Below are 21339 nucleotides of genomic sequence, written 5' to 3'. Positions count from 1 at the left end.
TCTCGATGCGGCGCCTTACATCCGATACGCAATCGTATCGTTCCAGAACCGATCCAGCCGCTGCAGGGCGCGGTTCATCTGCTTGAATTCTTCCGTGTTGATGCCGCCGACCTGCTCGATCGAGCCGACATGGCGCTCGTAGAGGCCGCCGACGACTTCCGCCACCTCACTGCCCTTCGGCGTCAGCGAAACCCGCACCGAACGGCGGTCGATACGCGAGCGCTGGTGGTTGATGAAGCCGAGATCAACCAGCTTCTTCAGATTGTAGGAGACGTTCGAGCCGAGATAGTAGCCGCGCGAGCGCAGTTCGCCGGCGGTCAGTTCCGAATTGCCGATGTTGAAGAGCAGCAGCGCCTGGATGGCGTTGATGTCGGAACGGCCGTTGCGGTCGAATTCGTCCTTGATCACGTCAAGCAGACGGCGGTGCAGCCGCTCCACCAGCTGCAGCGATTCCATGTACAGCGAACGGATTGCCTCGCGGCGGTCATCGGATACGTTGGCGGTCTTCGCCGCCGGACGGGAATTGATCATTGTCTTTGCCTCTCGTTTGTCGCCTGGTGATTTTTTGTTTTTCACCTTGATCGCGACACTATCGAATACTCATAAAATTCGACTTAAACGCTAGGGCTAACAAGAGCTTACCGGTAAGAGGTTTCGAAAGAGGCTTAACGAAGGGTCACCCGAACAAGGATGATTAACCTAAAGATTTAGCCAATGGTTCCGGGCGAAATTTGCGCGTCCAATGGGACGAGCGGCGCTATTCTTGTTGAGCATCGGTCCGATGCTCTATTGCCGGCTCTGGCGCTTCTGCATCCAGATCACCACGCGAAAGACGATGTAGAGCAGCGCCACCGCCGCATGCGAGGCGAGGATCAGCGGCCGGTGGCCGAAGAGCTCGGGAAAGCCGGCATACATGACGATCTCGGTCGCCGCGCAGATGAACCAGATCACCGGCCCCCAGGAGGCCAGCATCCACAGACCGGCGGCGGCGAAGGGGAAGAAGACGGCGAGCGTCACCGCCGCCACCTGCCAATGCACCGGCATCAGGTCGAAGCGCCACAACGAGCCGGGATAGAAGCCGATCAGCCGGATCCAGTACAAAATCCCGAACAACAGGCAGTAGCCCGATATGACGCGCTGGAACCAGGCGAAGATGACCTCGACCGTCGAGGGCTGGAGCACGACGCGTCTCGACGTGACGTCGCTCACAGCTCGAGTTCCCGTTCGCCGAGCGGAGCAAAATAGGCATCGACCTCGGCAGCACTGACGTCGTCGATGCCTGCCGGCCGCCATTGCGGCGTCGAGCCCTTGTCGATGATGGCGGCGCGGATGCCTTCGTAGAAATCGTGGCCGGCAAGCATGCGGTTGAGGATGCGGAATTCCATCCGCATGCACTCGTCCATCGATAGCGTCAGCCCGGCGTTGATCTCGCGCCAGGCGACATGCAGACTGGTCGGCGAGCGGGTGCGGATCGTCGCCAGCGTCTTTGCCGCGAACGCATCGGCGGGTGCGGCGCGCTCCAGGCTGCCGATGACGTCACCCAGCGACGTTTGCGCGAAATGCCGGGCGATCGCTTCCATCGTCCGACTGTCAGTCTCGCGGCGGGCCGGGACGGAAAAGCCGCGCAGCGCCGATTCCGGGTCGCCGGTCGCGACCAGCCGGTCGAGAAAACCGGCCTGGTCCTGCGCCTTGATCGTATGCGTCGCCAGGCCCGACCACAAAGCGTCGCCATAGCGGATGCGGTTTCCGGTCAGGGCCAGATACATGCCGAAACTGCCGCCAAGGTTCGGCAGGAGATGACTGGCGCCGACATCCGGGAAAAAGCCGATCCCGACTTCCGGCATGGCGAATTGGGCGTTTTCGGTCAGCACCCGATGCGAACCGTGGAACGAGATGCCGACGCCGCCGCCCATGACGATGCCGTCGATCAGGGCGACATAGGGTTTTTTGAACCGCGCGATGCGGGCGTTCAGCCGGTATTCGTCGGCGAAGAAATCGACCGGCGGCTTTCCCGCCCGGCCGGCCTCGTAGATGTGGAGGATGTCGCCGCCGGCCGAAAACGCCCTGCCCTCGGCCTTGACGATGACGACGTCGACGCCGTCGTCCCGCTCCCAGGCGCGCAGCGCCTTGTCGAGCGCCTTGACCATGCGGTGGGTGACGGCATTGAGCGCTTGCGGCCGCGTCAGCGTGACGATGCGGGCCCTGTCCAATCGTTCGAAGCGGATCTCGTCGCTGCCGCCAAAATCCATCGCCTGACATTCCCTCCCCTGCGCCGCCGGGACTGAAGTGCTAAAGCGTGGCGCATGGGTGCGTCAATGCCAAGGTCAATCCTGTCCTGCAACGGTCAGCCGGATTTGGTATACCGATAGCCAGGTAATGCCAGCCTGGCACAAACGTGGCGCATTGGTCAGCGGCGGAAGCTCGTGGTAAAAGCTGCCGATCCGGAGTTTTGGCGATGAACAAATTCACCCCAGCAAAGCCTGCCGGCGCGCGCAGCGTCGACGAGATCACCGGCAGCCGCCGTTTGCGCCGCATGCGCAAGGCCGACTGGTCGCGCCGCCTCGTCCAGGAGAACCGGCTCTCCGTCGACGACCTGATCTGGCCGATCTTCGTCGTCGATGGGAAGAATATCCGCGAACCGATCGCCGCCATGCCCGGCGTCTTCCGCCTGTCGCTCGACCTTGCCGTCAAGGAGGCCGAGCGCGCGGCAAAGCTCGGCATTCCGGCGATCGCCACCTTCCCGAATGTCGAGCTCGGCCTGCGCGACCAGACCGGCTCGCATATCCTCGATCCGGAAAACATCATCAACCGCGCCACGCGCGCCATCAAACACGCGGTGCCAGAGATCGGCATCATCACCGACGCAGCGCTCGATCCCTTCACCTCGCACGGCCACGACGGCATCTTGCGCGACGGCATCATCGTCAACGACCAGACCGTGGAGCAGGTCACTGCGGCTGCCGTCATCCAGGCGGCGGCCGGCGCCGATATCATTGCCCCGTCCGACATGATGGATGGCCGCATCGGCGCCATCCGCGACGCGCTCGACGCCAATGGTTTTCAGGATGTGGCGATCATGTCCTACGCGACGAAATTCGCCTCCGCTTTCTACGGGCCCTATCGCGAGGCGGTCGGCACCGCCGGCCTGCTCAAGGGCGACAAGAAGACCTACTATCTCGACCACGCCAATTCCGACGAGGCCGTGCGCGAGGCCGAGCAGGACCTCGCCGAGGGCGCCGACATGCTGATGGTCAAGCCCGGCCTGCCCTATCTCGACATCATCCGCAGGCTGAAGGACGAATTCCGGATGCCGACCTTCGCCTATCAGGTGTCGGGCGAATATTCGATGATCAAGGCGGCCGCTGCCAATGGCTGGATCGAGGGCGACAAGGCGATGTTGGAATCGCTGCTAGCCTTCAAGCGCGCCGGCTGCGACGGCATCCTCACCTATTTCGCGCCCGAAGTGGCGGCGATGCTGGAGGGGTAGCATCCCCTTCAGCCGAACATTGGTTCGCGGCGCGAACAATAGCCGGCGATCCGCTTCGACATACAGGACAATTTCAGTTTCCGGCCGGTGAAACGCAGCGAGAGTCGCCTGGCCCTTCTCTCTCGCCTTGCCGTGTCCAAACACCGCTTGCAATTCGCAATCAGTTAAGCTACCAATAACTGATTGCATAACGCAACTGGTTATCGAGGAGGCTCTCATGTCCAAACTTCGTGTCAACGCTTTCACCCTGTCGCTCGACGGGTTCGGCGCGGGTCCTGACCAGGATCTCAGCAATCCTCTCGGTGTCGGCGGAGAAGATCTGCACAAATGGATGGTCGGCACTCGCACATTTCGTCAGATGGTTGGCAAGGAGGGCGGCACCATGGATGCCGACGAGGCGTTCACCGTGCGCAGCTTCGAAAATGTCGGCGCCTGGATCCTGGGCCGCAACATGTTCGGCCCGATCCGCGGCGAATGGCCGGACGAGAACTGGAAAGGCTGGTGGGGCGACAATCCACCTTACCACGTACCGGTCTTCGTGCTGACCCACCATCCACGCGACCCTATTGTGATGGAAGGCGGCACGACTTTCTCTTTCGTCACCGACGGCATCCACTCGGCGCTGGAACAGGCGAAGGCGGCGGCCGGCGGCAAGGATGTTCGGGTCGGCGGCGGCGTCGCCACCATCCGGCAATATCTGCAGGAGAAGCTGATTGACGAGATGCACCTGGCGGTGTCGCCGCTGCTGCTCGGCAAGGGTGAGAACCTTTTTGCCGGCCTCGACATGCTCAAGCTCGGCTATCAGTGCACCGAACAGGTGGCGACGCCGCTTGCCACGCACGTCATCATCAAGCGGGCTTAGCGGCACTTTTGCAACGTTGGTGATTGGCGAAACCCTCGGTGCAGGCCCATTTCTCCCCGTCACTATACGGGGAGAAATGCCCGGCAGGGCAATGATGGGCGGCGCAACCGATCGAAGATTGCGTCAGAATGAGTTTGGCCCACGCAGTAACTTGGCCGGGTTCAACTGCCGAGGTCGGCGCCGCCCCTCATCCGCCTGCCGGCACCTTCTCCCCGTATAGTGACGGGGAGAAGGGAACCCTGCCTCAATACTTCTCCGGTACATACAGCTCGCGCGGCAGCACCTGGCGCTCGTATTCGGGATTGAAGACGCGGTCGGGCAGCGTGATCTCTTCGTGCGGCACTTCTTCATAAGGCATCTGCTTGAGGAGATGATCGATGCAGTTCAGCCGCGCCCGCTTCTTGTCGTTGCCTTCGACGATGAACCAGGGGGCTTCGGGAATGTTGGTGCGGGCGAACGTCTCTTCTTTGGCCTTGGTGTACTGCTCCCAGCGCACGCGCGACTGCAGGTCCATCGGCGACAGCTTCCACTGCTTCATCGGATCATGGACTGGAAACGCATCTGCTGCTCCTCGTCGGTGATGGAGAACCAGTATTTGACCAGCGTGATGCCGGAGCGGACGAGCATGCGCTCGAACTCCGGCACGTCGCGAAAAAACTCCTCGACCTGATCCGGTTCGGCAAATCCCATCACCCTTTCGACGCCGGAGCGGTTGTACCAGGAGCGGTCGAACAGCACGATCTCGCCGCCTGCCGGCAGATGCGGGACGTAGCGCTGGAAATACCATTGCGACTTTTCGCGTTCGGTCGGCGCCGGAAGTGCTACGACGCGGCAGATGCGCGGATTCAGCCGCTGGGTGATGCGCTTGATGACGCCGCCCTTGCCGGCCGAATCGCGGCCCTCGAAAATCACGACCAGCTTCTTCTTGTGATATGCCACCCAGGACTGCAGCTTGATCAATTCGGATTGCAGCGTGATCAGGTCGCGAAAATATTGCTGGCGATCCATCGAGGGCGGATGCGCTTTCTTGTAGATCTTGGCGATCTCCAGCGACAGCGCCGGTTCCGACATTTCCAGCTCGTAATCTTCGTCAAGCGTGTCGGCGAGCTCCGCCTCCAGCCAGTCCTTGGCAGGAGAATTCTGTTTTGCTTCGGTCATTTATGCTGCTCCGCGTGCGAGCCCCTGTCGGCGTCCGGCCTGCCGGCCAAGACCGAACACCTTGAGCCGACTTGCATACAGGCCGGCAATGACGGTTTTATTTCAGCCGGCCTGTGTGCCGGTCGCGCAAATCCGTGAGATGTGATCGATCAGCCTCCATGGCATGCACGACAAGCGGCTCGAATTGTCCTACAAATGCCAGGCTCCCCTCGGGCGGCCTTCGAAGCAGCCCTTCTCAACGCAATTGCGAGGATCTGACATGGAATACCGCACTCTCGGCCGTTCCGGGCTGAAGGTTTCGACGCTGACCATGGGCACCATGACCTTTGGCGGCGCCGGCGCATTTTCGGCGGTCGGCAAGACCGATCTCGACGAGGCGCGCCGGATGATCGACCTCTGCATCGATTCCGGCATCAATCTCATCGACACCGCTAATGTCTATTCGAACGGGCTTTCGGAAGAGATCATCGGCGAAGCGCTCGGCGGCAAACGCAAGGGCGATGTGCTGATCGCCTCCAAGGCGCGCATGCGGATCGGCACGGGCCCCAACGACGAAGGGCTGTCGCGCTACCATCTGATCCGCGAGTGCGAGAAGAGCCTGAAGCGCCTCAGGACCGACGTCATCGACATCTATTTCCTGCACGAATGGGACGGCACGACGCCGCTCGAGGAGACCATCGCCGCGCTCGACACGCTCGTCAGCCAGGGTAAGGTCCGCTATGTCGGCTGTTCCAACTATTCCGGCTGGCAAGTGATGAAGGCGCTGGGGATCAGCGACCGCCAGCACCAGCCGCGCTTCGTCACCCAGCAGATCCACTACACGCTGGAAGCACGCGAAGCCGAATATGAACTGCTGCCGATCTCGGTCGACCAGGGGCTTGGCGTGTTGGTGTGGAGCCCGCTCGCCGGTGGACTGTTGTCCGGCAAATACCACCGCGATCAGGCCACCTCCCGCCAGCTCAGCGGCTGGACGGAGCCGCCGATCCGTGATGGAGACCGGCTGTGGCGGATCGTCGATGTGCTTGCCTATATCGGCAAGAACCATGGCATCTCGGCAGCGCAGGTGGCGCTTGCCTGGCTGCTCGGCCGGCCGGCCGTCAGCTCGCTGGTGATCGGCGGACGGACCGAAGCGCAGTTCAAGGACAATATCGCCGCTGCAAGCCTGGTGCTGACCAGCGATGAGCGCGCACGCCTGGACGCTGTGAGCCGCCCGCCCGTTCTGTATCCCTACTGGCACCAGCAATTCACGGCAAAGGACCGGTTTGGTCCGGCCGATCTGGTTCTTGACCGGGAAGATATCTGACAACGGTCCTGAGCAGGTCGAAGGTCGCCGCGGGTTAACCTGAGATAAAACGCCAGACCTCGGGATCAGGCTCGATCTGGCCGCTGAGCACGAAGTACTTGTAGAGCACGAGCAAGCAGATCGCCTGCTCGGCCCGTTCGTCGGCGAACTTGCGGCAATAGGCGTTGGCGGCGGCAACGATGCGCTCGGCCTCAGTTGGATGACGTTCGAGATATTGCACCCGCTCGGCAAGATCCGTGAAATCAGGTTCGAGCGGCACATAGTGAACATCGGCCACGAGTTCGCTTTCGGCGAACCATGTCTCATATGTCGGCGGCGGCATCAGGCACAGCGAATTCGAACTCATGATCCATTTTAGGTTGGTCGCCACATCGTTGCCTTCGAGCGAAATGATATAGCGACAGCGCCGCTGCTGATCGATGCTCAGATAAGATTTGCGATATTCCGGCGCTGCCGTCGGTTTGGGCGTGCCGACATCGCAAAAGGGCAGATCGCGCGCGGCCTCCAGAAGCAAGGTCCTTATCGGGTTGTTGAGCTCGCCGCGCCACACCGCAACCGGAAGCTTGTCCGCGAAGGCTACATCGTCGGCGGGCATGTGGAAGTGGCGGAACTTGTTGAGCTTGAAGAGGACCCCGTTCCTGTTGTCGCCGGCGATCGGCCGATCCTTGACGATCGATGGCATCGCAGGCACTTCAATGACGTCGCCGAATTCGAAGTCGATGCACAAATCGGGATCGAAGTAGCGGGCAAATTCCTTCAGATCGTAGTAATACATGCTCCGGCCTCTCGGCAGCCGGCTGACCGGCACGGCGCCGGCGCTCGGCGCGAAAGGGTCCTGCAACCTATTGTAATAATTGAGACGCGCGCGGACCGATCCATCCGAAAGCCTGGCCTGATCGAGCAGCCCGGCGAGCCTGCGGCGGAACATCGCCTGCGGTGCAATATCGCGTACGGCATTGCGCGCATAGTAGAATAGCTTCTGTGCGTTTCTTTGAAGGGTGGCCATAGGTCACTTGATAAAAGTCGGCTTGTGATTTGCCCCCCGGCCCCTCCTACACCATTGTGCCAGCCATCTTGCAAGCCACAGAACCGTGTTCAGCTAGCCTGCCGGCTGTGTATGGAGCCGATCGCTCTCTGCGGTGTTGTGTTTGGAGCCCAATGCTCCTAGGCAGGGCTAAGAGCCTTGGGATTGTGAAAGGAAGAGATATGGCGCGAGCACCGAATTACGGCCAGGAACGCAAGGAACGCGACCGGCAGAAGGCCGCCAAGAAGGCGGAAAAGCAGGCGGCCAAGGTGGCAGCCAAGGAGCGTTCGAAACCCGAAGACGAGACCACGTCCGAGACCGAAACGGAAACGGCAGAGTAAAACGCATCCGGCCCGCGAGGCGGATCGGATTTGGCCTAGGAATCGCGCTGCGTCTTCAGGCCGGCGCCTTGTCGCTGACGAACACGTTCACCTCGCGCGCGGCGGCGATGAAGGCGCGCCTTGCGGTCATCGCCGGTTTGTCGCCGGCCAGCGCATCATGGCAGGCCTGCAGCGCTTCGCGATGCTTTGGACTGCGCTTGCCGGGCCAGCTGTTGAGGAGGTAGTCGGAAGTCTCGCGGACGGTACGCAAGAGCTGAGTGGTTCCCTCCGCGCCCGACTTGACGGTCACGGGTGTTTCAAATCGGTTGTTTTCCATCGCCGCTCTTACGCCATCGGCGCTCGCGAAGCGAGGGCGAAAGTGGTTGCCTCCGCAATCACGCCGCGACGACGGCAAATCCCCTGGCGCGCAGGCCGCGCCGGTCATTGTGCAATGACATCACCAGCCGGTCGCGGCTGCCGACGATATGGGCCGAAAGCCGCCGTGCCGCCTCATCGGCATCGCCGGTCCGCACCGCTGCCAGAATGGCACGGTGTTGGGCCCAGGCACGGCCGAGTGCCGCCTCGTCGCGCACCTCCAGCCAACGGGCGCGTGACAGGCGCGTCATGGCATCGCGAACCGCCCTGAGCAGGAACTCGTTGCCGGACAGGCGTGCCAGCTCGATGTGAAAATCCATGCCGACGCGGTGCCATTCCTCGCGCGGGGTATTTTGGTCGCAGGAATCGAGCATCGCTTCGATAACATCAACGCCGCTTCTGTCACTCAGAGCACAAGTCAGCCTGAGCGCCGCGACCTCGACCGCCTCGCGGTAAACGGCGATCTGCTCGAGCTCGGTGAGGTTGATCGGCGATACCGTCCAGCCGCGCCCGTCGCGGCAGACCAGACCTTCCGTCTCGAGCCGCAGCAATGCTGCCCTGACCGGCGTACGCGAGGCCCCGAAGCGGCTTTCGATCCAGCGCTCCGTCAGCCGCTCGCCCGGGCCGATCTCGAGGCCGAGGATCATTCCGCGAAGGTGTTTTTCGACATTCTGCATCTGCGACATGGTGTTCCGTTCTGGCTATTTGTTCTGGCTATCTGGTCGCTGCTCAGCGTTGAGCGCCGCATTGACAGCCGTCGAGCTTGCGTCCATGACGGATACCAACTTGGTATCCCAAAACGATGTCTGCAGCAAGCCGCCGACAGACTTGCCGGACAGGACAGGACATGCCGCAAGACGCCACCCCTGCCACGCAAGGCGCCCACAACATGCACTGGCGCCGCAATCTCGCCGTGTGCTTTGCCGGCTCGTTCAGCACGCTTGTCGCGATGACGCTGCTGTTGCCCTTCCTGCCGCTTTACGTCGAGCAGTTGGGTGCCGAGGGGCACGCGGCTGTTGTACAGTGGTCCGGCATCGCCTATGGCGCGACGTTCTTCGCCGCCGCGCTGGTGGCGCCGCTGTGGGGACGGCTGGGCGACCGCTACGGCCGCAAGCTGACGCTGGTGCGTGCCAGTTTCGGCATGGCCGTCTGCATGTCGCTGACCGGCATGGTGGAGACTGTCTGGCAATTGGTGCTGCTGCGCCTGCTGATCGGTTTCGCCGGCGGCTATTCCTCGGGCTCGACCATTCTCGTCGCCATGCAGACGCCGAAGGACCGGTCAGGCTGGGCGCTTGGCGTGCTGTCGGCCGGCATGACCGCAGGCGCCCTCGTCGGCCCCCTGCTCGGCGGCGCGCTGCCGCCTTTGATCGGCATCCGCGCAACCTTCCTGCTCGCCGGCGGCGTCATTTTCCTGGCGTTCCTGGCAACGACTTTTCTCATCGAGGAGAACCCTCGCCCGGTAGCCGACAAATCAGCATCGACTGAGAAGCCGAAACGCGGCTGGTCGCAAATCTCGGACAAGCGCCCGGTCGTCGCCATGCTGGCGACCGGCACGCTGTTGAGCTTCGCCACAATGTCGATCGAGCCGATCATCACGGTCTACGTCCAACAGCTCATAGAGGATCAAAGCCGCGTCACGCTGATCTCCGGCGTCGTCATGTCGGCGGCAGCACTTGGCGCCATTCTGTCGGCCTCGCGTCTCGGAAAACTCGCCGACCGCGTCGGCCATTGGAACGTCATCATTGGGGCGCTTGCCGTCTCGGCGCTGCTGCTCATCCCGCAAGCCTTCGTCACGCAGGGCTGGCAGCTCGTCGGCCTGCGTTTCCTGATGGGGCTGGCGCTTGGCGGTCTTTTGCCCTGCATCACCAGCGTCATCCGCCACAATGTTCCGGACGGCGTCGGCGGCAATGTGCTCGGCCTATCGATCTCGGCGCAATATGTCGGACAGGTCGCCGGACCACTGCTCGGCGGCTTCGTCGGCGGTCATTTCGGCATGCGCGCGGTGTTTCTCGGCACATCCGTGCTGATGGCAGGCGGCGCTGCGTATAACTGGCTGGTCCAGTCGCGACGCGCGCGCGACATGCTGGTGCAGGCGGGCAAGTCGTGACACCGTTCGCGAGCTATCATTATTTGACGGAGACCAGAAACATGAGCACGGCCGAGCAGCCAGCAAGCGGCAGTGGCCGCATTCTCATTTTCACCGGCGGCCTGTGCGGCGCGGCCGGCGTGGCACTCTCCGCAGCGGCCGCGCACCTGGGCGGCGCTTTCGTCGGCACGGCCGCGTCCTTCCTGCTCATGCATGCGCCGTTCTTTCTTGCCGTCGGCCACGTCGGCGCAAACCGGATCCTGCGAACCGCAAGCCTTGTCCTTCTTGTCGGGCTTGTATTGTTCTGCAGTGATCTCCTCGCCCGTGACTTTCTCGGCTCGCGGCTTGTCCCGATGTCGGCGCCGATCGGCGGCACCCTGCTCATCGCCGGCTGGCTGGCGGTTGCAGCCTCGGCGCTCATGCGCCCGCGCTCCTGAGATGGCGCTTGCGGGCAAACGGCTGGGGCCCGTTTCCGCCAAACAACGATCAGTCAGACGATGACTGCCGGCGTTCGGGCCGGACCGGCAGGTCGCGATTGCGTGCAGCCGGCTTGGTCAGGCGGCGCCGCTCCGGCCTATCGATGGCCGGCGAGATGCCCCAATAGTTGCGATAGATGTCTTCGAACAGATGAGTGATCGGATGCATGGCTAGGCTCCTTTTTCAACTTGAATCGATCCAATCGACACGCCCGAAAATGCCGTGCCGATCAGCTCCGCTTGCGCTCCACGAGAAAACGCAGATCGCGGATCCACGGGCCCGCCCTGCCGCGCCGTGTCCGGGTCACCGCGTTCGAGGTTATGCTCCAGTCGTTGCGATAGACGTCTTCGAAAAGATAGTTGACGGGGTGCATGGCTGTCTCCTTCCTGAATCAATCCAATCGACAGATGGCATTTGAACTTGGATCGATTCAAAAGTACGCCCAACCGCACCGATGTCAAGCAAAACTTTGAATCGATCCAACGAAAGTGCTAGAGAGGAGTCTGGAGGCAAAAATGGCGTCGTCCACCGAAAGCAATACAAGACCCATCCGGCTGGCCGACATCGCCAAGGCCGCCGGGGTTTCGCACGGCACCGCCTCCAACGTGTTCAGCCGCCCTGAGATCGTGCGCGAGGAGGTCCGCGAACGGGTCAAAGCGGCCGCCGAGGCGCTGGGTTATGCCGGGCCCGACCCCAAGGGCCGGCTGCTGCGCGCCGGCAAGGTCAACGCGATCGGCGTCGCCACGACCGAGCCCCTCGCCTATTTCTTCGACGACCCCTTTGCCCGCGCGATGATGGCCGGGATTTCCGATGCATGTGACGCCACCGGCGCCGGCATCGCGCTGGTATCGGCCGGCAACCAGGAGAAGCTTGCCTGGAACATCCAGAGCGCCCTGGTCGACGGCTTCATTCTTTTCTGCATCGAGGGAGGTCCGCGCCTCGTCGAGCTAACACGCGAACGCAAGCTCCCCTTCGTGGCGCTCGAGCTCGGTTCCGAGGACGACACCGTGTCGGCGATCGGCGTCGACAATGTCGTCGGCGCCCGCATGGCGGCACGCCATCTGGCGGAGCTTGGTCATCGCCGCTTCGCCGTGCTGTCGCTTGCCCTCGCCGACGGTCGCACCGGTCTGGTCACACCAGAGCAGGTCCGCTCGGCGGTCTACACGGGAACACGCGACCGCTATGCAGGCTATTTCGAGGAGCTCTCCCGCTTCGGCGTGGATACAGCCAGCGTACCGGTCTTCGAGACCGAGAACGACGAGGCCAGCACCAGAGCGGGCCTCGAAACGGTATTCGCCTCGGCCGAGCCGCCCACCGCCATCCTGGCGATGTCGGACAGGATCGCCATGATCGCCATCGAGTGGCTGAAGGCACATGGCTTCTCGGTTCCCGGCGACGTTTCCATCGTCGGCTTCGATGGCGTGCCGGACGCGGCGCTTTGCGATCCTGCACTCACCACGATCGCCCAGCCGATCGCCGAGATCGGCCGCCGGGCGGCACGAACGATCCTTGATTTCGACGGCACAGTGCGGCGTGAGACGCTCGGCGTCGAGCTTGTCGTCAGGGCATCTTCCGGACCGCCGCCCAAAACAGCTTGAACTCGGACGCTTACGGATTGCTAGTCGCCATGGCCCCCACACCGAAGGGCGCATGGACAGGCGGCGCCTCACTACGGACCGGCTTGCTCTTACCGGGCTGTCCAATACCCGACAGCCATTCAAGATAATAAGCGAGCGCGAACTGTATGGCGATGCCGGCGGCGATCAGCAAACTGTCATAGGCAAACCCGCCCGGGTTGATCAGCTTCATCACCTGCGCCACCATAGCGATCACCGTGCCGGCGATGAAAACCGGCAGCGAACGTTTGCCCAATATGGCGAGCGGATGGTCGCGACTGGTGCGGAACAGGTTCGAGACAGAAGGAAAGGCCACAATCAGGTAGCTCACCGCCAGGATGTGGACCAGCCTCGGCAGCGACAGGAATGTCTTGTCGAAGCCGGTCAGCACCACGGGCAGGTTCAGCCACGATACGTGCCCCCATAGCGGGCTGTGCACCCAAATCAATGCCGCCGCGACATAGACCGCCGCCGTGCCGACCAGCCAACGGTTGACCGGAATGGTGCCGCCGCGCTTGATATGCAGCATACTCGCCAGGCCGATGTTGAAGAGGAACTGCCACGACAGCGGATTGAGGAACCAGAAGCCGGGCTCAGGATAATTCGGCGGCGCGATCTGATAGATCCCGGCAACCAGCCACAGAGCTCCCGATATCGCGAGCGCCGCCACGGGTCTGTAGCTGATGAACAGCAGGAAGGTTGGCGCCATCAGCAGCAGCACCGCATAGACCGGCAGGATGTTGTTGTAACCGAGCTGATGGCCAAGCGTGACGATGCCGATCAGCACTTGCTGCGGGTTCCTGATCAATGGCTCGATGTTGATCAGCGTCAGCATGTCCGGCCGCTTCTCGAACACCGCCGCCGCGCAGAAAATGGCCACCACCACCATCGTCGTTACGATGTGGGCGACATAGAGCACACCGGCGCGACGCCACAATTTCAGTATCGCCATGAGCCGGTTTCCGGGCTGGAATTTTGAGCCATAGGCGAGCGCAACGGACATGCCGGAGATCAGCACGAAGGCTTCCGCGGCATCCGAAAAGCCGAAATTCTTGTAGGTCAGGGTTTCGAAAACCGTGCCCGGGACATGGTCGACAAATATGATCAGCAGAGCGAGAGCGCGGAACACATCGATACGCGTATCGCGTTCCGAATTTTGCATGGTCATCGATAAAAGGCCTCAAAGCTGGTTGTTCATGCCGGCGATCGATGCGACCGCCCGACGCACCGCTTCGATTCCTCCCCGCAGGAGCATATCGCGAACAAACGGACGGAAATGCGCCCGATTCAATCAACTTTGAAAGAGCCCGAAAATATTCCGTTTTGAAGCCGGCAAATGAACAAAAACGACGCGAAATCAAAAGGATGCAACTATGGCCGAAAAACCTCCGGAAGACGGCTTTTTGCGGCGCGACCTGCCGTTTTTCTATCGCCTCTACAGACCAGCAGAACCAACCGGCGAATGCCTTTTTCTTCTGCATGGATCCGGTGTCGACGAGACGACGCTGGTGGCGCTGGGGCAGCAAATCGCGCCGCACGCGTTGTTGGTGGCGGTGCGTGGCCGTATCGCTCAGGAGGACGGTTTCCGCTGGTTCAGACGGATCTCGCCCATACGCTTCGAACAGGGTAGCATCCGCAAAGAGGCGGACGCTTTCGCGGCCTTCATCACCGAGGTGGCGCAACGCCACGACCTCGTCCTCTCCCAGGCAATTTTTCTCGGCTATTCGAACGGCGCCAACCTGGTTTCAAGCGTGATGCTGCTGCATCCGCAGCTCATCGCCCGAGCAGCATTGCTGCGGCCCATGCCCGTGCTGGACGAGGTGCCGCCGGCGGATCTCCGCAAGGCACGGGTGGCAATCATCTCCGGCGCCGCCGACCTGACCTATGGGCCCTTCGCACTTGCGCTGGTCGGACTGCTCGGCCGGCATGGTGCCGAGGTCGAGGCCCACACGATCGCCTCCGGCCATGAAATCGGCGATCGGGATGCTGAAATCGTCAGGCAATGGCTGGCCGGCCCCGCAACCGCTATTGCGCAGGCAAATTGATGAGCCGAGATCTTACCCTCGCCCCATCCGGTTCCAGGCATCCAGCCCGGCGATCTTGTAGGCTTCGGCCAGCGTCGGATAGTTGAAAGGTGTTGTTGACGAAGAACTCGACGGTGCCACCGACATTGATCACCGCCTGGCCGATATGGATCAGTTCGGTCGCGCCCCCGCCGACGATAGCCGATGACCAGCATGTCGTAATCCATGTCGCCCCGTCCCTCGCCTGCACTTTGTTGCGCTGCAGCAAGCTAGCGCCATCGGCGCTGCAAATTCAACCGATGCGGGCTGTACCCGGCCCGGTTCCAACCGCATGCCGCGGAAACGCCCGATCTTGATTCCGTCGCAAGACTTCACCATTTCAAAACCAGGCGGCCCGCACCCTAGCCCGGGCCTGATTGCGAGGAAATGACATGAACGCGCGCGTTCTCGACGGCGAAATCATCACCTCCCGGCTCGATGATATTAGGGCCTATGACGGCGTGCGCACGCGGCGTGTCCTCGCCTTCGTCATCGACTATTGCATCGTCGCGCTGCTCACCATTCCGTTCGCGATCCTGGTATTCTTCCTTGGGATTCTGACGCTCGGCCTCGGCTGGATGCTGTTTTCCGTCCTCGTGCCGGCCGTCGCGATCCTCTACATCTGGAATACGCTCGGCAGCGCCGACCAGGCCACGACAGGCATGAAGATGATGGGGATCCGGCTCGACCGTCTGGACGGCACCCGCATCGACGGGCTGACGGCGGTGGTGCATTCGGTGCTGTTCTGGGCCGGCAACGTCATCCTGACGCCGCTGGTCCTTCTGGTGTCGCTGTTTGCCGACCGCAAACGCACGTTGCACGACCTGCTGCTGGGCACAGTGGTCAGCCGCAGTGACCGCTAAGATCAGCTTTTCATCAGTCCTGCGAGCTTTTATATGCAAAGTGACGGCTTCCGCTCCCCCACGCCTTCACAATCCTGTTGAATTTTTTGCCGTCCGCGCCAAAGGTATGATGATTCGCAGGAGTGTTTCCAAGGTTCGATGACGCACCATCCTACCCAGTCGCCGCAGTTCTTCCTGACCGCGCCGTCGCCGTGCCCGTATCTTGAGGGCCAGTTCGAGCGCAAGGTGTTCACGCATCTGGTCGGCGACAAGGCACCGGAGATGAACGACCTTTTGACGCAAGGCGGCTTCCGGCGATCGCAGAACATCGCCTACCGCCCGGCCTGCGAGACCTGCCGCGCCTGCGTTTCGGTACGCATCCTGGCCCAGGAATTCACTGCCAGCCGCAACATGAAGCGGGTGATACAGCACAATTCAGACCTCATCGGCGCCATGCACGACGCGCAACCATCCACCGAGCAGTATTCGCTGTTCCGCAGCTATCTCGATGCCCGCCATCGCCGCGGCGGCATGTCCGACATGACGGTGCTCGACTACGCCATGATGGTCGAGGACACCCATGTTGATACCAAGGTCATCGAATACCGGCGCCGCGGCCCCGACAGCTTCATCACCGGCAAGGGCCAGGGCGAGCTGATCGCGGTGGCGCTCACCGATAAGATGGCCGATGGCCTGTCGATGGTCTATTCCTATTTCAATCCGGACTTCGAGGACCGCTCGCTCGGCACCTTCATGATCCTCGACCACATCGCCCGCGCCAGGGCGATGGGCTTGCCCCATGTCTATCTCGGCTACTGGGTCAACGGCTCGCGCAAGATGAACTATAAGATGCGCTTCATGCCGCAGGAGCATCTCGGCCCGAAAGGCTGGGAACGCTACGACCACGAAGCGGTTTCGCGCTGATCCGCCCTTTCGCCAACCATCCTTAAAACTGTTTCAAGGAGGATGCCGCTGGTTTTCGGCCGCTTGGCTGGAACGACAGACGCTGGGCCAATTTTGCGCCTGCCTCCACATCATTGCGAGAATTGCCATGTCGTCCCACAACGATCACCAGAAGGGCCTTCTCATCACCGCCATCGGCGGGCTGACGCTGACCATCGACATTCCACTGATCCGGCTCGCCGACGGCGGCGCGTGGACGATCCTCCTGCTGCGCACCGGCACCACCTTGGTCGCGGCGCTGATCATCTGGGCCGTCTGGCGCTCGCTGAGCAGGAACGCGCCGCAGCTCATCCCCGGCTGGTCGGGGCTCGTTGTCGCGATATGCTATGGGCTGACCTCCGTCACCTTCGTCACCAGCATCTATTATACCACGACCGCCAATCTGGTCTTCATCCTGGCCTTCAACACCGTGTTTGCGGCACTGCTTTCCTGGCTGTTCCTGAAGGAGCGGCCACGACTGGTCACGGTGGCCGCGATGCTGGTCATGATTGTCGGCGTCGCGATCATCGTCGGCGATTCGATCGGCACCGGGCACCTGTTCGGCGACCTCATGGCGCTGTGCTCGGCTTTCTTCATCGCGCTGGCCATCACCATCTCGCGCGCCAGCGGCAAGGACATGGGGTTCACATCGCTGGTCGGCGTGATCCTGCCCCTGGCCGTCGCAGTGTTCATGGTCTCAGGCGAAGGCCTTCAGGTGAACGCGCCGTGGTGGATCATCTTCAATGGCGCCGTAGTCATGCCGATCTCGTTCTTCTGCCTCGCCAACGGGCCGAAATATATTTCGGGACCGGAAGTGGCGATGTTCTATCTACTCGAAACCGTGCTGGCGCCGGTCTGGATGTGGATGATCTTTGCCGAGACGCCGTCGCGCAACAGCCTGATCGGCGGCGCGATCCTGATCGTCACGCTGGTCGCCCATTCGCTGTGGCAGCTGCATGAGGGGCGCAAGCGCCGCGCAAGCCTTGCGGTCAGTCACCCGGCCTGAGACTTCTTCTCGGCAACGATTTCGATTTGCGGCGGCGACCCTTCCAGCTCCGCCGGTGCTACGGGGGCGAGTTCGTCGGCCAATTCCACCTCGCGCAGCCATTCGCGCCAGATCGCGACCAGCAATGCCATCAGCACCGGGCCGATGAACAGGCCGAGAAAGCCCATCGTCTTAACGCCGCCGATCAGGCCGAAAAAGGTCGGCAGGAACGGCAGCTTTATCGGGCCGCCGACCAGTTTCGGGCGCAATGTCTTGTCGACGATGAACAGTTCGACGCTCCCCCAGATGAACAGCGCCAACCCGGCCATCGGCGAGCCGCTGGCGGCGAGATAGATCGAAACAAGCGTGAAGGACAGCGGTGCGCCGCCGGGGATCAGCGCCATGATGCCGGTCAGGGCGCCGAGCGTCACCGGCGACGGCACGCCGGCCAGCCAGTAGGCCACGCCCAGCACCACCCCCTCGCCGATGGCGATAATGGTCATGCCGGTTACCGTCGAGGAAATCGTCGCCGGCACGACGCGTGAAATCCGCTCCCACCTGGTCGGCAGGATGCGTTCGCCGAGACGGTCGACCTGCCCGGCAAAATGCTCGCCGTCGCGATAGGCAAAGAACAGCGCGATCATCATGAACAGCAGCGCCAGCAGAAGGCCGAAGGCGCTGCCGCCGGCGGCCAGCACGCCGCGGTAGATGCTGCCGATGTTGGCGCCGCTGATCAGCTGGATCAGTTCGCCGATGCCGCCGGGATGGCCGAGATTGCGCGTCCACTGCTCGTTCAGCCAGTCGCCCACCACAGGCAGCGTGGCGATCCAGTGCGGCGTCACCGCGCCTTCGCGGTTGGTCTCGATCGCCCAGCCGACCCATTCGCGGACTTCGTTGCTGGCGTAGGCGCCGGCGAGCGCGATCGGCACCACCAGGAAAGTGAGGATGAACAGGATCGCCAATGTCGCGGCGATCGTGCGGTTGCCGCCGACAGCAGCAAGCAGCCGCCGATAGAGCGGCCAGCTGGCAAAGGCGATGACGAGAGCAGCCAGCACCGGGACCAGGAAACCATGAAAGAAATAGACCCCGGCGGCAACGATCAGCACCAGGAGCCAGCGCGCCGCCGACAGCGGCGGAATGACGGCGGATCTGACCGGCGTCGACAGGCCGAACAAGCGCTGCTGCCCTTCCGGTTTCTTAATCCTGGCTTCTTTCAAATGCCCATTTCTCCCAAAGGCGTGTGTCCCCGCCTTATGTAGCGATGCTTATGTACCATGATAGTGCAGCAATCGTGACGACATTCCAAATGTTTGCATGGAGGCGCTAATCTCCCAGCTTGAGGGGGAGACGTCGCCGAAGGGCGACAGAGCGGTCGGGACGTTCAGACGCGACCTCTTAGTGCGAACAGGGAAGGCTGGCGCTTCATGCGCGGGGACCCCTCTGGCCTGCCGGCCATCTCCCCTCAAGGGGGGAGATTACCTACCCAAACTTCCCCGCCCTCGGGAATCCCTTCGGCACCATGCGTCCGGCCGAGGCTCGAGCACCGATCCACTCAATCAGCTCTTCGCGTGATTTGACGAAGGTGCGGTCGGCCGAATCCTGCCAGGAGAGACCGCCTGCGAGCGTGAAGGTCTTGAGGTCGAGGACGGCGCCATCCTTGTATTTCTGCAGGCGAACGCCCTTGCCGCGACCCATCTCAGGGATCTCGGCGAGCGGGAAGACCAGCATCTTGCGGTTCTCGCCGACGATGGCGAGATGGTCGCCGGCGACCGGCACACAGCGCTGGGCCTCGTCGGGCGCCTTGACGTTCATCACCTGCTTGCCCTTGCGGGTGTTGGCGACGACTTCCTCTTCCGGCACGATGAAGCCATTGCCGTCGTGAGACACCAGCAGCAGCTTGCGTTTGGGATCATGGACAAAGGCGGTGACGATGTCCTGGTCGTTGTCCATGTCGACAATGATGCGGATCGGTTCGCCATGGCCGCGCCCGCCCGGCAGCCGGTCGGCGCCGATCGTGTAGAACTTGCCGCCGGTGGTGAAGACCAGCACCTTGTCGGTGGTCTGAGCGTGGAAGGCGAGCTTGAGGCTGTCGCCCTCCTTGAACGTCAGCAACGAATGATCGGTCAGGTGACCTTTCATCGCCCTGAGCCAGCCCTTTTCCGAAACGACCACGGTGACCGGCTCGCGCTCGATCATCGCATGGGCGATGTCGGTCAGGTCATGTTCGGGCGCGTCGGCGAACTGGGTCCGGCGCTTGCCGAGCTCGGTCTCCGGTCCGAATTTCTCGCGGATGCTGGAGACTTCCCATTTGATCGTCGACCACTGCCTGGCGTCGGACGCAAGCAGCGCCTCGATCTGCTTTTTCTCGATAGTGAGGCCGTCGAATTCCTTGCGGATCTCGAATTCCTCGAGCTTGCGCAGGGCCCTGAGCCGCATGTTGAGGATGGCTTCGGCCTGGTTGTCGGTGAGCGACCAGCGCGCCATCATCACTTGCTTGGGCTCGTCCTCCTCGCGGATGATCCTGATCACCTCGTCGATGTTGAGATAGGCGATCAGATAACCGGCGAGGATCTCCAGCCGCCTTTCGATCTCGCCCAAGCGATGCCTGGAGCGGCGGATCAGCACCTCGCGGCGGTGCTCAAGCCATTCCTTGAGCACGCCTTTCAGCGACAGCACGTTGGGTATCTTGCCGCGCGACAGGACGTTCATGTTGAGCGGAAAGCGGCTTTCGAGCTCGGTCAGCTTGAACAGCGATTCCATCAGGATGCCGGGATCGACCGAACGGCTCTTCGGCACCAGCACGACGCGGACGTCTTCGGCGCTCTCGTCGCGGATGTCTTCGAGCAGCGGCAATTTGCGCGCCATCAGAAGCTCGGCGATCTTTTCGATCAGCCGCGCCTTCTGGACGCCGTAGGGGATTTCGGTGACGACGATGCTCCAGGTGCCCCTGCCCTGGTCCTCTTGGCTCCATTTCGCCCTGACGCGGAAACCACCGCGACCGGTTTCATAGGCTTCGAGGATCGAGGCGCGGCTATCGACGATGATGCCGCCGGTCGGAAAATCCGGACCTTGGAAGAAGTCCATCAACGCCGTCACCGGCGCATCGGGGTGCTCGATCAGATGCAGCGCGGCGTCGCAGAGCTCGGCGGCATTGTGCGGCGGGATCGAGGTCGCCATGCCCACGGCAATGCCGGACGAGCCGTTGGCGAGCAGGTTCGGGAAGGCGCCGGGCAGCACGACCGGCTCCTCGTCCTCCTCATTGTAGGTCGGCCGGTAGTCGACCGCATCCTCGGTGATGCCGGACAGCAGCTCGGTCGCCACATCGGTCATGCGCGCTTCGGTGTAGCGCATGGCGGCGGCGTTATCGCCGTCGATATTGCCGAAATTGCCCTGCCCGTCGACCAGGGGATAGCGCATCGAAAAATCCTGCGCCAGCCGCACCAGCGCGTCGTAGATCGACTGGTCGCCATGCGGATGAAACTTGCCCATCACCTCGCCGACGATGCGGGCGCATTTGGCGAACCCCTGGTCGGGGTTGAGCCTGAGCAGCCGCATGGCATGCATAATGCGGCGATGGACCGGTTTCAGCCCGTCGCGCACGTCCGGCAGCGCCCGGTGCATGATGGTCGACAGCGCATAGGCGAGATAGCGCTCTTCCAGCGCTTTCTTCAGATCGACCGGCTCGATGTTGTCGCCACCGCCATCGCCAGGCGGCAAAAGCCTTTTTCCCATGGGCTGGGACTAGCCGAGCGGGTGATTCGCGGCAAGAGGCGCTTGACTGCGCCTCCTTCCGCAACAC

General features: G+C 62.3%; 22 protein-coding genes and 2 pseudogenes. 11 read left to right on the top strand and 13 right to left on the bottom strand.

The features are described from left to right. Positions 1–15 precede the first annotated feature (15 nt). From ldtR to ACWTU7_RS05945, 3 genes are all read right to left on the bottom strand, one after another. Positions 16–531: a transcriptional regulator LdtR gene (gene ldtR, locus ACWTU7_RS05955; RefSeq protein WP_095485756.1), complete on the bottom strand. Its 516-nt coding sequence runs from the start codon at positions 529–531 to the stop codon at positions 16–18. Positions 532–786: 255 nt separating this feature from the next. Then, positions 787–1209, bottom strand: a complete 423-nt coding sequence (locus ACWTU7_RS05950) for a DUF6163 family protein (RefSeq protein WP_127212047.1) — start codon at positions 1207–1209, stop codon at positions 787–789. Next, entirely contained in the window at positions 1206–2249 is a 1044-nt protein-coding gene (locus ACWTU7_RS05945; protein WP_455838121.1) for an enoyl-CoA hydratase/isomerase family protein, read from the bottom strand. Before ACWTU7_RS05945 ends, ACWTU7_RS05950 begins: the two co-directional genes overlap by 4 nt. A gap of 206 nt (positions 2250–2455) precedes the next feature. Between ACWTU7_RS05945 and hemB the strand changes: the two genes are divergently transcribed. Together hemB and ACWTU7_RS05935 are read left to right on the top strand one after the other, a co-directional pair. Beyond that, on the top strand, positions 2456–3487 hold the full coding sequence (gene hemB, locus ACWTU7_RS05940) for a porphobilinogen synthase (protein ID WP_455838120.1): 1032 nt from the start codon (positions 2456–2458) through the stop codon (positions 3485–3487). 217 nt (positions 3488–3704) lie between these two features. Further along, positions 3705–4349: a dihydrofolate reductase family protein gene (locus ACWTU7_RS05935; RefSeq protein WP_455838119.1), complete on the top strand. Its 645-nt coding sequence runs from the start codon at positions 3705–3707 to the stop codon at positions 4347–4349. 244 nt (positions 4350–4593) lie between these two features. Here the strand turns inward: ACWTU7_RS05935 and ppk2 are convergent. Continuing rightward, positions 4594–5507, bottom strand: a pseudogene (gene ppk2, locus ACWTU7_RS05930) (polyphosphate kinase 2). Between the two features lie 259 nt (positions 5508–5766). Here ppk2 and ACWTU7_RS05925 point away from each other — a divergent pair. Further along, positions 5767–6810, top strand: coding sequence for an aldo/keto reductase (locus ACWTU7_RS05925; protein WP_455838118.1), 1044 nt, complete (start codon positions 5767–5769; stop codon positions 6808–6810). Positions 6811–6844: 34 nt separating this feature from the next. On the opposite strand, the gene ACWTU7_RS05920 is transcribed toward ACWTU7_RS05925, so the two are convergent. Next, positions 6845–7816: a glycosyl transferase family 90 gene (locus ACWTU7_RS05920; protein WP_455838117.1), complete on the bottom strand. Its 972-nt coding sequence runs from the start codon at positions 7814–7816 to the stop codon at positions 6845–6847. 200 nt (positions 7817–8016) lie between these two features. On the opposite strand from ACWTU7_RS05920, the gene ACWTU7_RS05915 reads away from it, so the two are divergent. Next, on the top strand, positions 8017–8175 hold the full coding sequence (locus tag ACWTU7_RS05915) for a hypothetical protein (RefSeq protein ID WP_023798419.1): 159 nt from the start codon (positions 8017–8019) through the stop codon (positions 8173–8175). Positions 8176–8230: 55 nt separating this feature from the next. Here the strand turns inward: ACWTU7_RS05915 and ACWTU7_RS05910 are convergent, their stop codons facing one another. Both ACWTU7_RS05910 and ACWTU7_RS05905 read right to left on the bottom strand, forming a co-directional pair. Further along, the gene (locus tag ACWTU7_RS05910; RefSeq protein ID WP_455838116.1) at positions 8231–8491 is read right to left on the bottom strand and encodes a DUF982 domain-containing protein; all 261 of its coding nucleotides are present in this window, start codon (positions 8489–8491) and stop codon (positions 8231–8233) included. Between the two features lie 58 nt (positions 8492–8549). Beyond that, entirely contained in the window at positions 8550–9215 is a 666-nt protein-coding gene (locus ACWTU7_RS05905; RefSeq protein WP_455838115.1) for a GntR family transcriptional regulator, read from the bottom strand. 161 nt (positions 9216–9376) lie between these two features. Here ACWTU7_RS05905 and ACWTU7_RS05900 point away from each other — a divergent pair, with 161 nt between their 5' ends. Together ACWTU7_RS05900 and ACWTU7_RS05895 are read left to right on the top strand one after the other, a co-directional pair. Further along, positions 9377–10636 carry a multidrug efflux MFS transporter gene (locus ACWTU7_RS05900; protein ID WP_455838114.1) on the top strand — a complete coding sequence of 420 codons (1260 nt, stop codon included), beginning with the start codon at positions 9377–9379 and terminating at the stop codon, positions 10634–10636. A 41-nt stretch (positions 10637–10677) separates the two neighbouring features. After that, a complete protein-coding gene (locus ACWTU7_RS05895) occupies positions 10678–11052 on the top strand; it encodes a DUF423 domain-containing protein (RefSeq protein WP_455838113.1) in 375 nt (124 codons plus the stop codon). 49 nt (positions 11053–11101) lie between these two features. On the opposite strand, the gene ACWTU7_RS05890 is transcribed toward ACWTU7_RS05895, so the two are convergent. Beyond that, positions 11102–11260: a hypothetical protein gene (locus ACWTU7_RS05890; RefSeq protein ID WP_455838112.1), complete on the bottom strand. Its 159-nt coding sequence runs from the start codon at positions 11258–11260 to the stop codon at positions 11102–11104. 61 nt (positions 11261–11321) lie between these two features. Beyond that, positions 11322–11465, bottom strand: a complete 144-nt coding sequence (locus tag ACWTU7_RS05885; protein WP_455838111.1) for a hypothetical protein — start codon at positions 11463–11465, stop codon at positions 11322–11324. Between the two features lie 142 nt (positions 11466–11607). On the opposite strand from ACWTU7_RS05885, the gene ACWTU7_RS05880 reads away from it, so the two are divergent. Next, on the top strand, positions 11608–12690 hold the full coding sequence (locus ACWTU7_RS05880) for a LacI family DNA-binding transcriptional regulator (RefSeq protein WP_455838110.1): 1083 nt from the start codon (positions 11608–11610) through the stop codon (positions 12688–12690). Between the two features lie 10 nt (positions 12691–12700). Here ACWTU7_RS05880 and ACWTU7_RS05875 read toward each other — a convergent pair whose 3' ends face one another. Next, on the bottom strand, positions 12701–13876 hold the full coding sequence (locus ACWTU7_RS05875) for an OpgC family protein (RefSeq protein ID WP_455838109.1): 1176 nt from the start codon (positions 13874–13876) through the stop codon (positions 12701–12703). A gap of 205 nt (positions 13877–14081) precedes the next feature. On the opposite strand from ACWTU7_RS05875, the gene ACWTU7_RS05870 reads away from it, so the two are divergent. Continuing rightward, the gene (locus ACWTU7_RS05870; protein WP_455838108.1) at positions 14082–14753 is read left to right on the top strand and encodes an alpha/beta hydrolase; all 672 of its coding nucleotides are present in this window, start codon (positions 14082–14084) and stop codon (positions 14751–14753) included. A 12-nt stretch (positions 14754–14765) separates the two neighbouring features. Here the strand turns inward: ACWTU7_RS05870 and ACWTU7_RS05865 are convergent. Continuing rightward, positions 14766–14931 (bottom strand): annotated as a pseudogene (locus ACWTU7_RS05865) (Si-specific NAD(P)(+) transhydrogenase); the annotation flags it as partial. 232 nt (positions 14932–15163) lie between these two features. Between ACWTU7_RS05865 and ACWTU7_RS05860 the strand changes: the two are divergent. The 3 genes from ACWTU7_RS05860 to ACWTU7_RS05850 all read left to right on the top strand — a co-directional run bounded on the left by ACWTU7_RS05860 (position 15164) and on the right by ACWTU7_RS05850 (position 17561). Next, complete coding sequence (locus ACWTU7_RS05860) at positions 15164–15634, top strand: RDD family protein (RefSeq protein ID WP_029353972.1); 471 nt, start codon at positions 15164–15166, stop codon at positions 15632–15634. Between the two features lie 138 nt (positions 15635–15772). Further along, positions 15773–16537 carry an arginyltransferase gene (locus tag ACWTU7_RS05855; RefSeq protein WP_029353973.1) on the top strand — a complete coding sequence of 255 codons (765 nt, stop codon included), beginning with the start codon at positions 15773–15775 and terminating at the stop codon, positions 16535–16537. 127 nt (positions 16538–16664) lie between these two features. Then, positions 16665–17561 (top strand): DMT family transporter, encoded by an 897-nt coding sequence (locus ACWTU7_RS05850; protein ID WP_029353976.1) that lies wholly within the window; start codon positions 16665–16667, stop codon positions 17559–17561. On the opposite strand, the gene ACWTU7_RS05845 is transcribed toward ACWTU7_RS05850, so the two are convergent. Continuing rightward, positions 17549–18757: an AI-2E family transporter gene (locus tag ACWTU7_RS05845; RefSeq protein WP_287340050.1), complete on the bottom strand. Its 1209-nt coding sequence runs from the start codon at positions 18755–18757 to the stop codon at positions 17549–17551. The genes ACWTU7_RS05850 and ACWTU7_RS05845 overlap by 13 nt on opposite strands. Positions 18758–19019: 262 nt before the next feature. Further along, entirely contained in the window at positions 19020–21272 is a 2253-nt protein-coding gene (gene parC / locus ACWTU7_RS05840) for a DNA topoisomerase IV subunit A (RefSeq protein ID WP_455838107.1), read from the bottom strand. Between the last annotated feature and the right edge of the window lie 67 nt (positions 21273–21339).

It is taken from the genome of Mesorhizobium sp. BHscii (assembly GCF_053848065.1).
This window is presented reverse-complemented; position numbering and strand designations above follow the sequence as displayed.

Bases quoted from the DNA above. Each gene is read 5' to 3' on its own strand.
- ACWTU7_RS05920 (WP_455838117.1), bottom strand. From the start codon at position 7,816: ATGGCCACCCTTCAAAGAAACGCACAGAAGCTATTCTACTATGCGCGC.
- ACWTU7_RS05915 (WP_023798419.1), top strand. From the start codon at position 8,017: ATGGCGCGAGCACCGAATTACGGCCAGGAACGCAAGGAACGCGACCGG.
- ACWTU7_RS05900 (WP_455838114.1), top strand. From the start codon at position 9,377: ATGCCGCAAGACGCCACCCCTGCCACGCAAGGCGCCCACAACATGCAC.
- ACWTU7_RS05850 (WP_029353976.1), top strand. From the start codon at position 16,665: ATGTCGTCCCACAACGATCACCAGAAGGGCCTTCTCATCACCGCCATC.
- parC (WP_455838107.1), bottom strand. From the start codon at position 21,272: ATGGGAAAAAGGCTTTTGCCGCCTGGCGATGGCGGTGGCGACAACATC.
- ACWTU7_RS05880 (WP_455838110.1), top strand. From the start codon at position 11,608: ATGGCGTCGTCCACCGAAAGCAATACAAGACCCATCCGGCTGGCCGAC.
- ACWTU7_RS05875 (WP_455838109.1), bottom strand. From the start codon at position 13,876: ATGACCATGCAAAATTCGGAACGCGATACGCGTATCGATGTGTTCCGC.
- ACWTU7_RS05855 (WP_029353973.1), top strand. From the start codon at position 15,773: ATGACGCACCATCCTACCCAGTCGCCGCAGTTCTTCCTGACCGCGCCG.
- hemB (WP_455838120.1), top strand. From the start codon at position 2,456: ATGAACAAATTCACCCCAGCAAAGCCTGCCGGCGCGCGCAGCGTCGAC.
- ACWTU7_RS05925 (WP_455838118.1), top strand. From the start codon at position 5,767: ATGGAATACCGCACTCTCGGCCGTTCCGGGCTGAAGGTTTCGACGCTG.
- ACWTU7_RS05895 (WP_455838113.1), top strand. From the start codon at position 10,678: ATGAGCACGGCCGAGCAGCCAGCAAGCGGCAGTGGCCGCATTCTCATT.
- ACWTU7_RS05870 (WP_455838108.1), top strand. From the start codon at position 14,082: ATGGCCGAAAAACCTCCGGAAGACGGCTTTTTGCGGCGCGACCTGCCG.
- ACWTU7_RS05905 (WP_455838115.1), bottom strand. From the start codon at position 9,215: ATGTCGCAGATGCAGAATGTCGAAAAACACCTTCGCGGAATGATCCTC.
- ACWTU7_RS05860 (WP_029353972.1), top strand. From the start codon at position 15,164: ATGAACGCGCGCGTTCTCGACGGCGAAATCATCACCTCCCGGCTCGAT.
- ACWTU7_RS05935 (WP_455838119.1), top strand. From the start codon at position 3,705: ATGTCCAAACTTCGTGTCAACGCTTTCACCCTGTCGCTCGACGGGTTC.
- ACWTU7_RS05890 (WP_455838112.1), bottom strand. From the start codon at position 11,260: ATGCATCCGATCACTCATCTGTTCGAAGACATCTATCGCAACTATTGG.
- ldtR (WP_095485756.1), bottom strand. From the start codon at position 531: ATGATCAATTCCCGTCCGGCGGCGAAGACCGCCAACGTATCCGATGAC.
- ACWTU7_RS05885 (WP_455838111.1), bottom strand. From the start codon at position 11,465: ATGCACCCCGTCAACTATCTTTTCGAAGACGTCTATCGCAACGACTGG.
- ACWTU7_RS05910 (WP_455838116.1), bottom strand. From the start codon at position 8,491: ATGGAAAACAACCGATTTGAAACACCCGTGACCGTCAAGTCGGGCGCG.
- ACWTU7_RS05945 (WP_455838121.1), bottom strand. From the start codon at position 2,249: ATGGATTTTGGCGGCAGCGACGAGATCCGCTTCGAACGATTGGACAGG.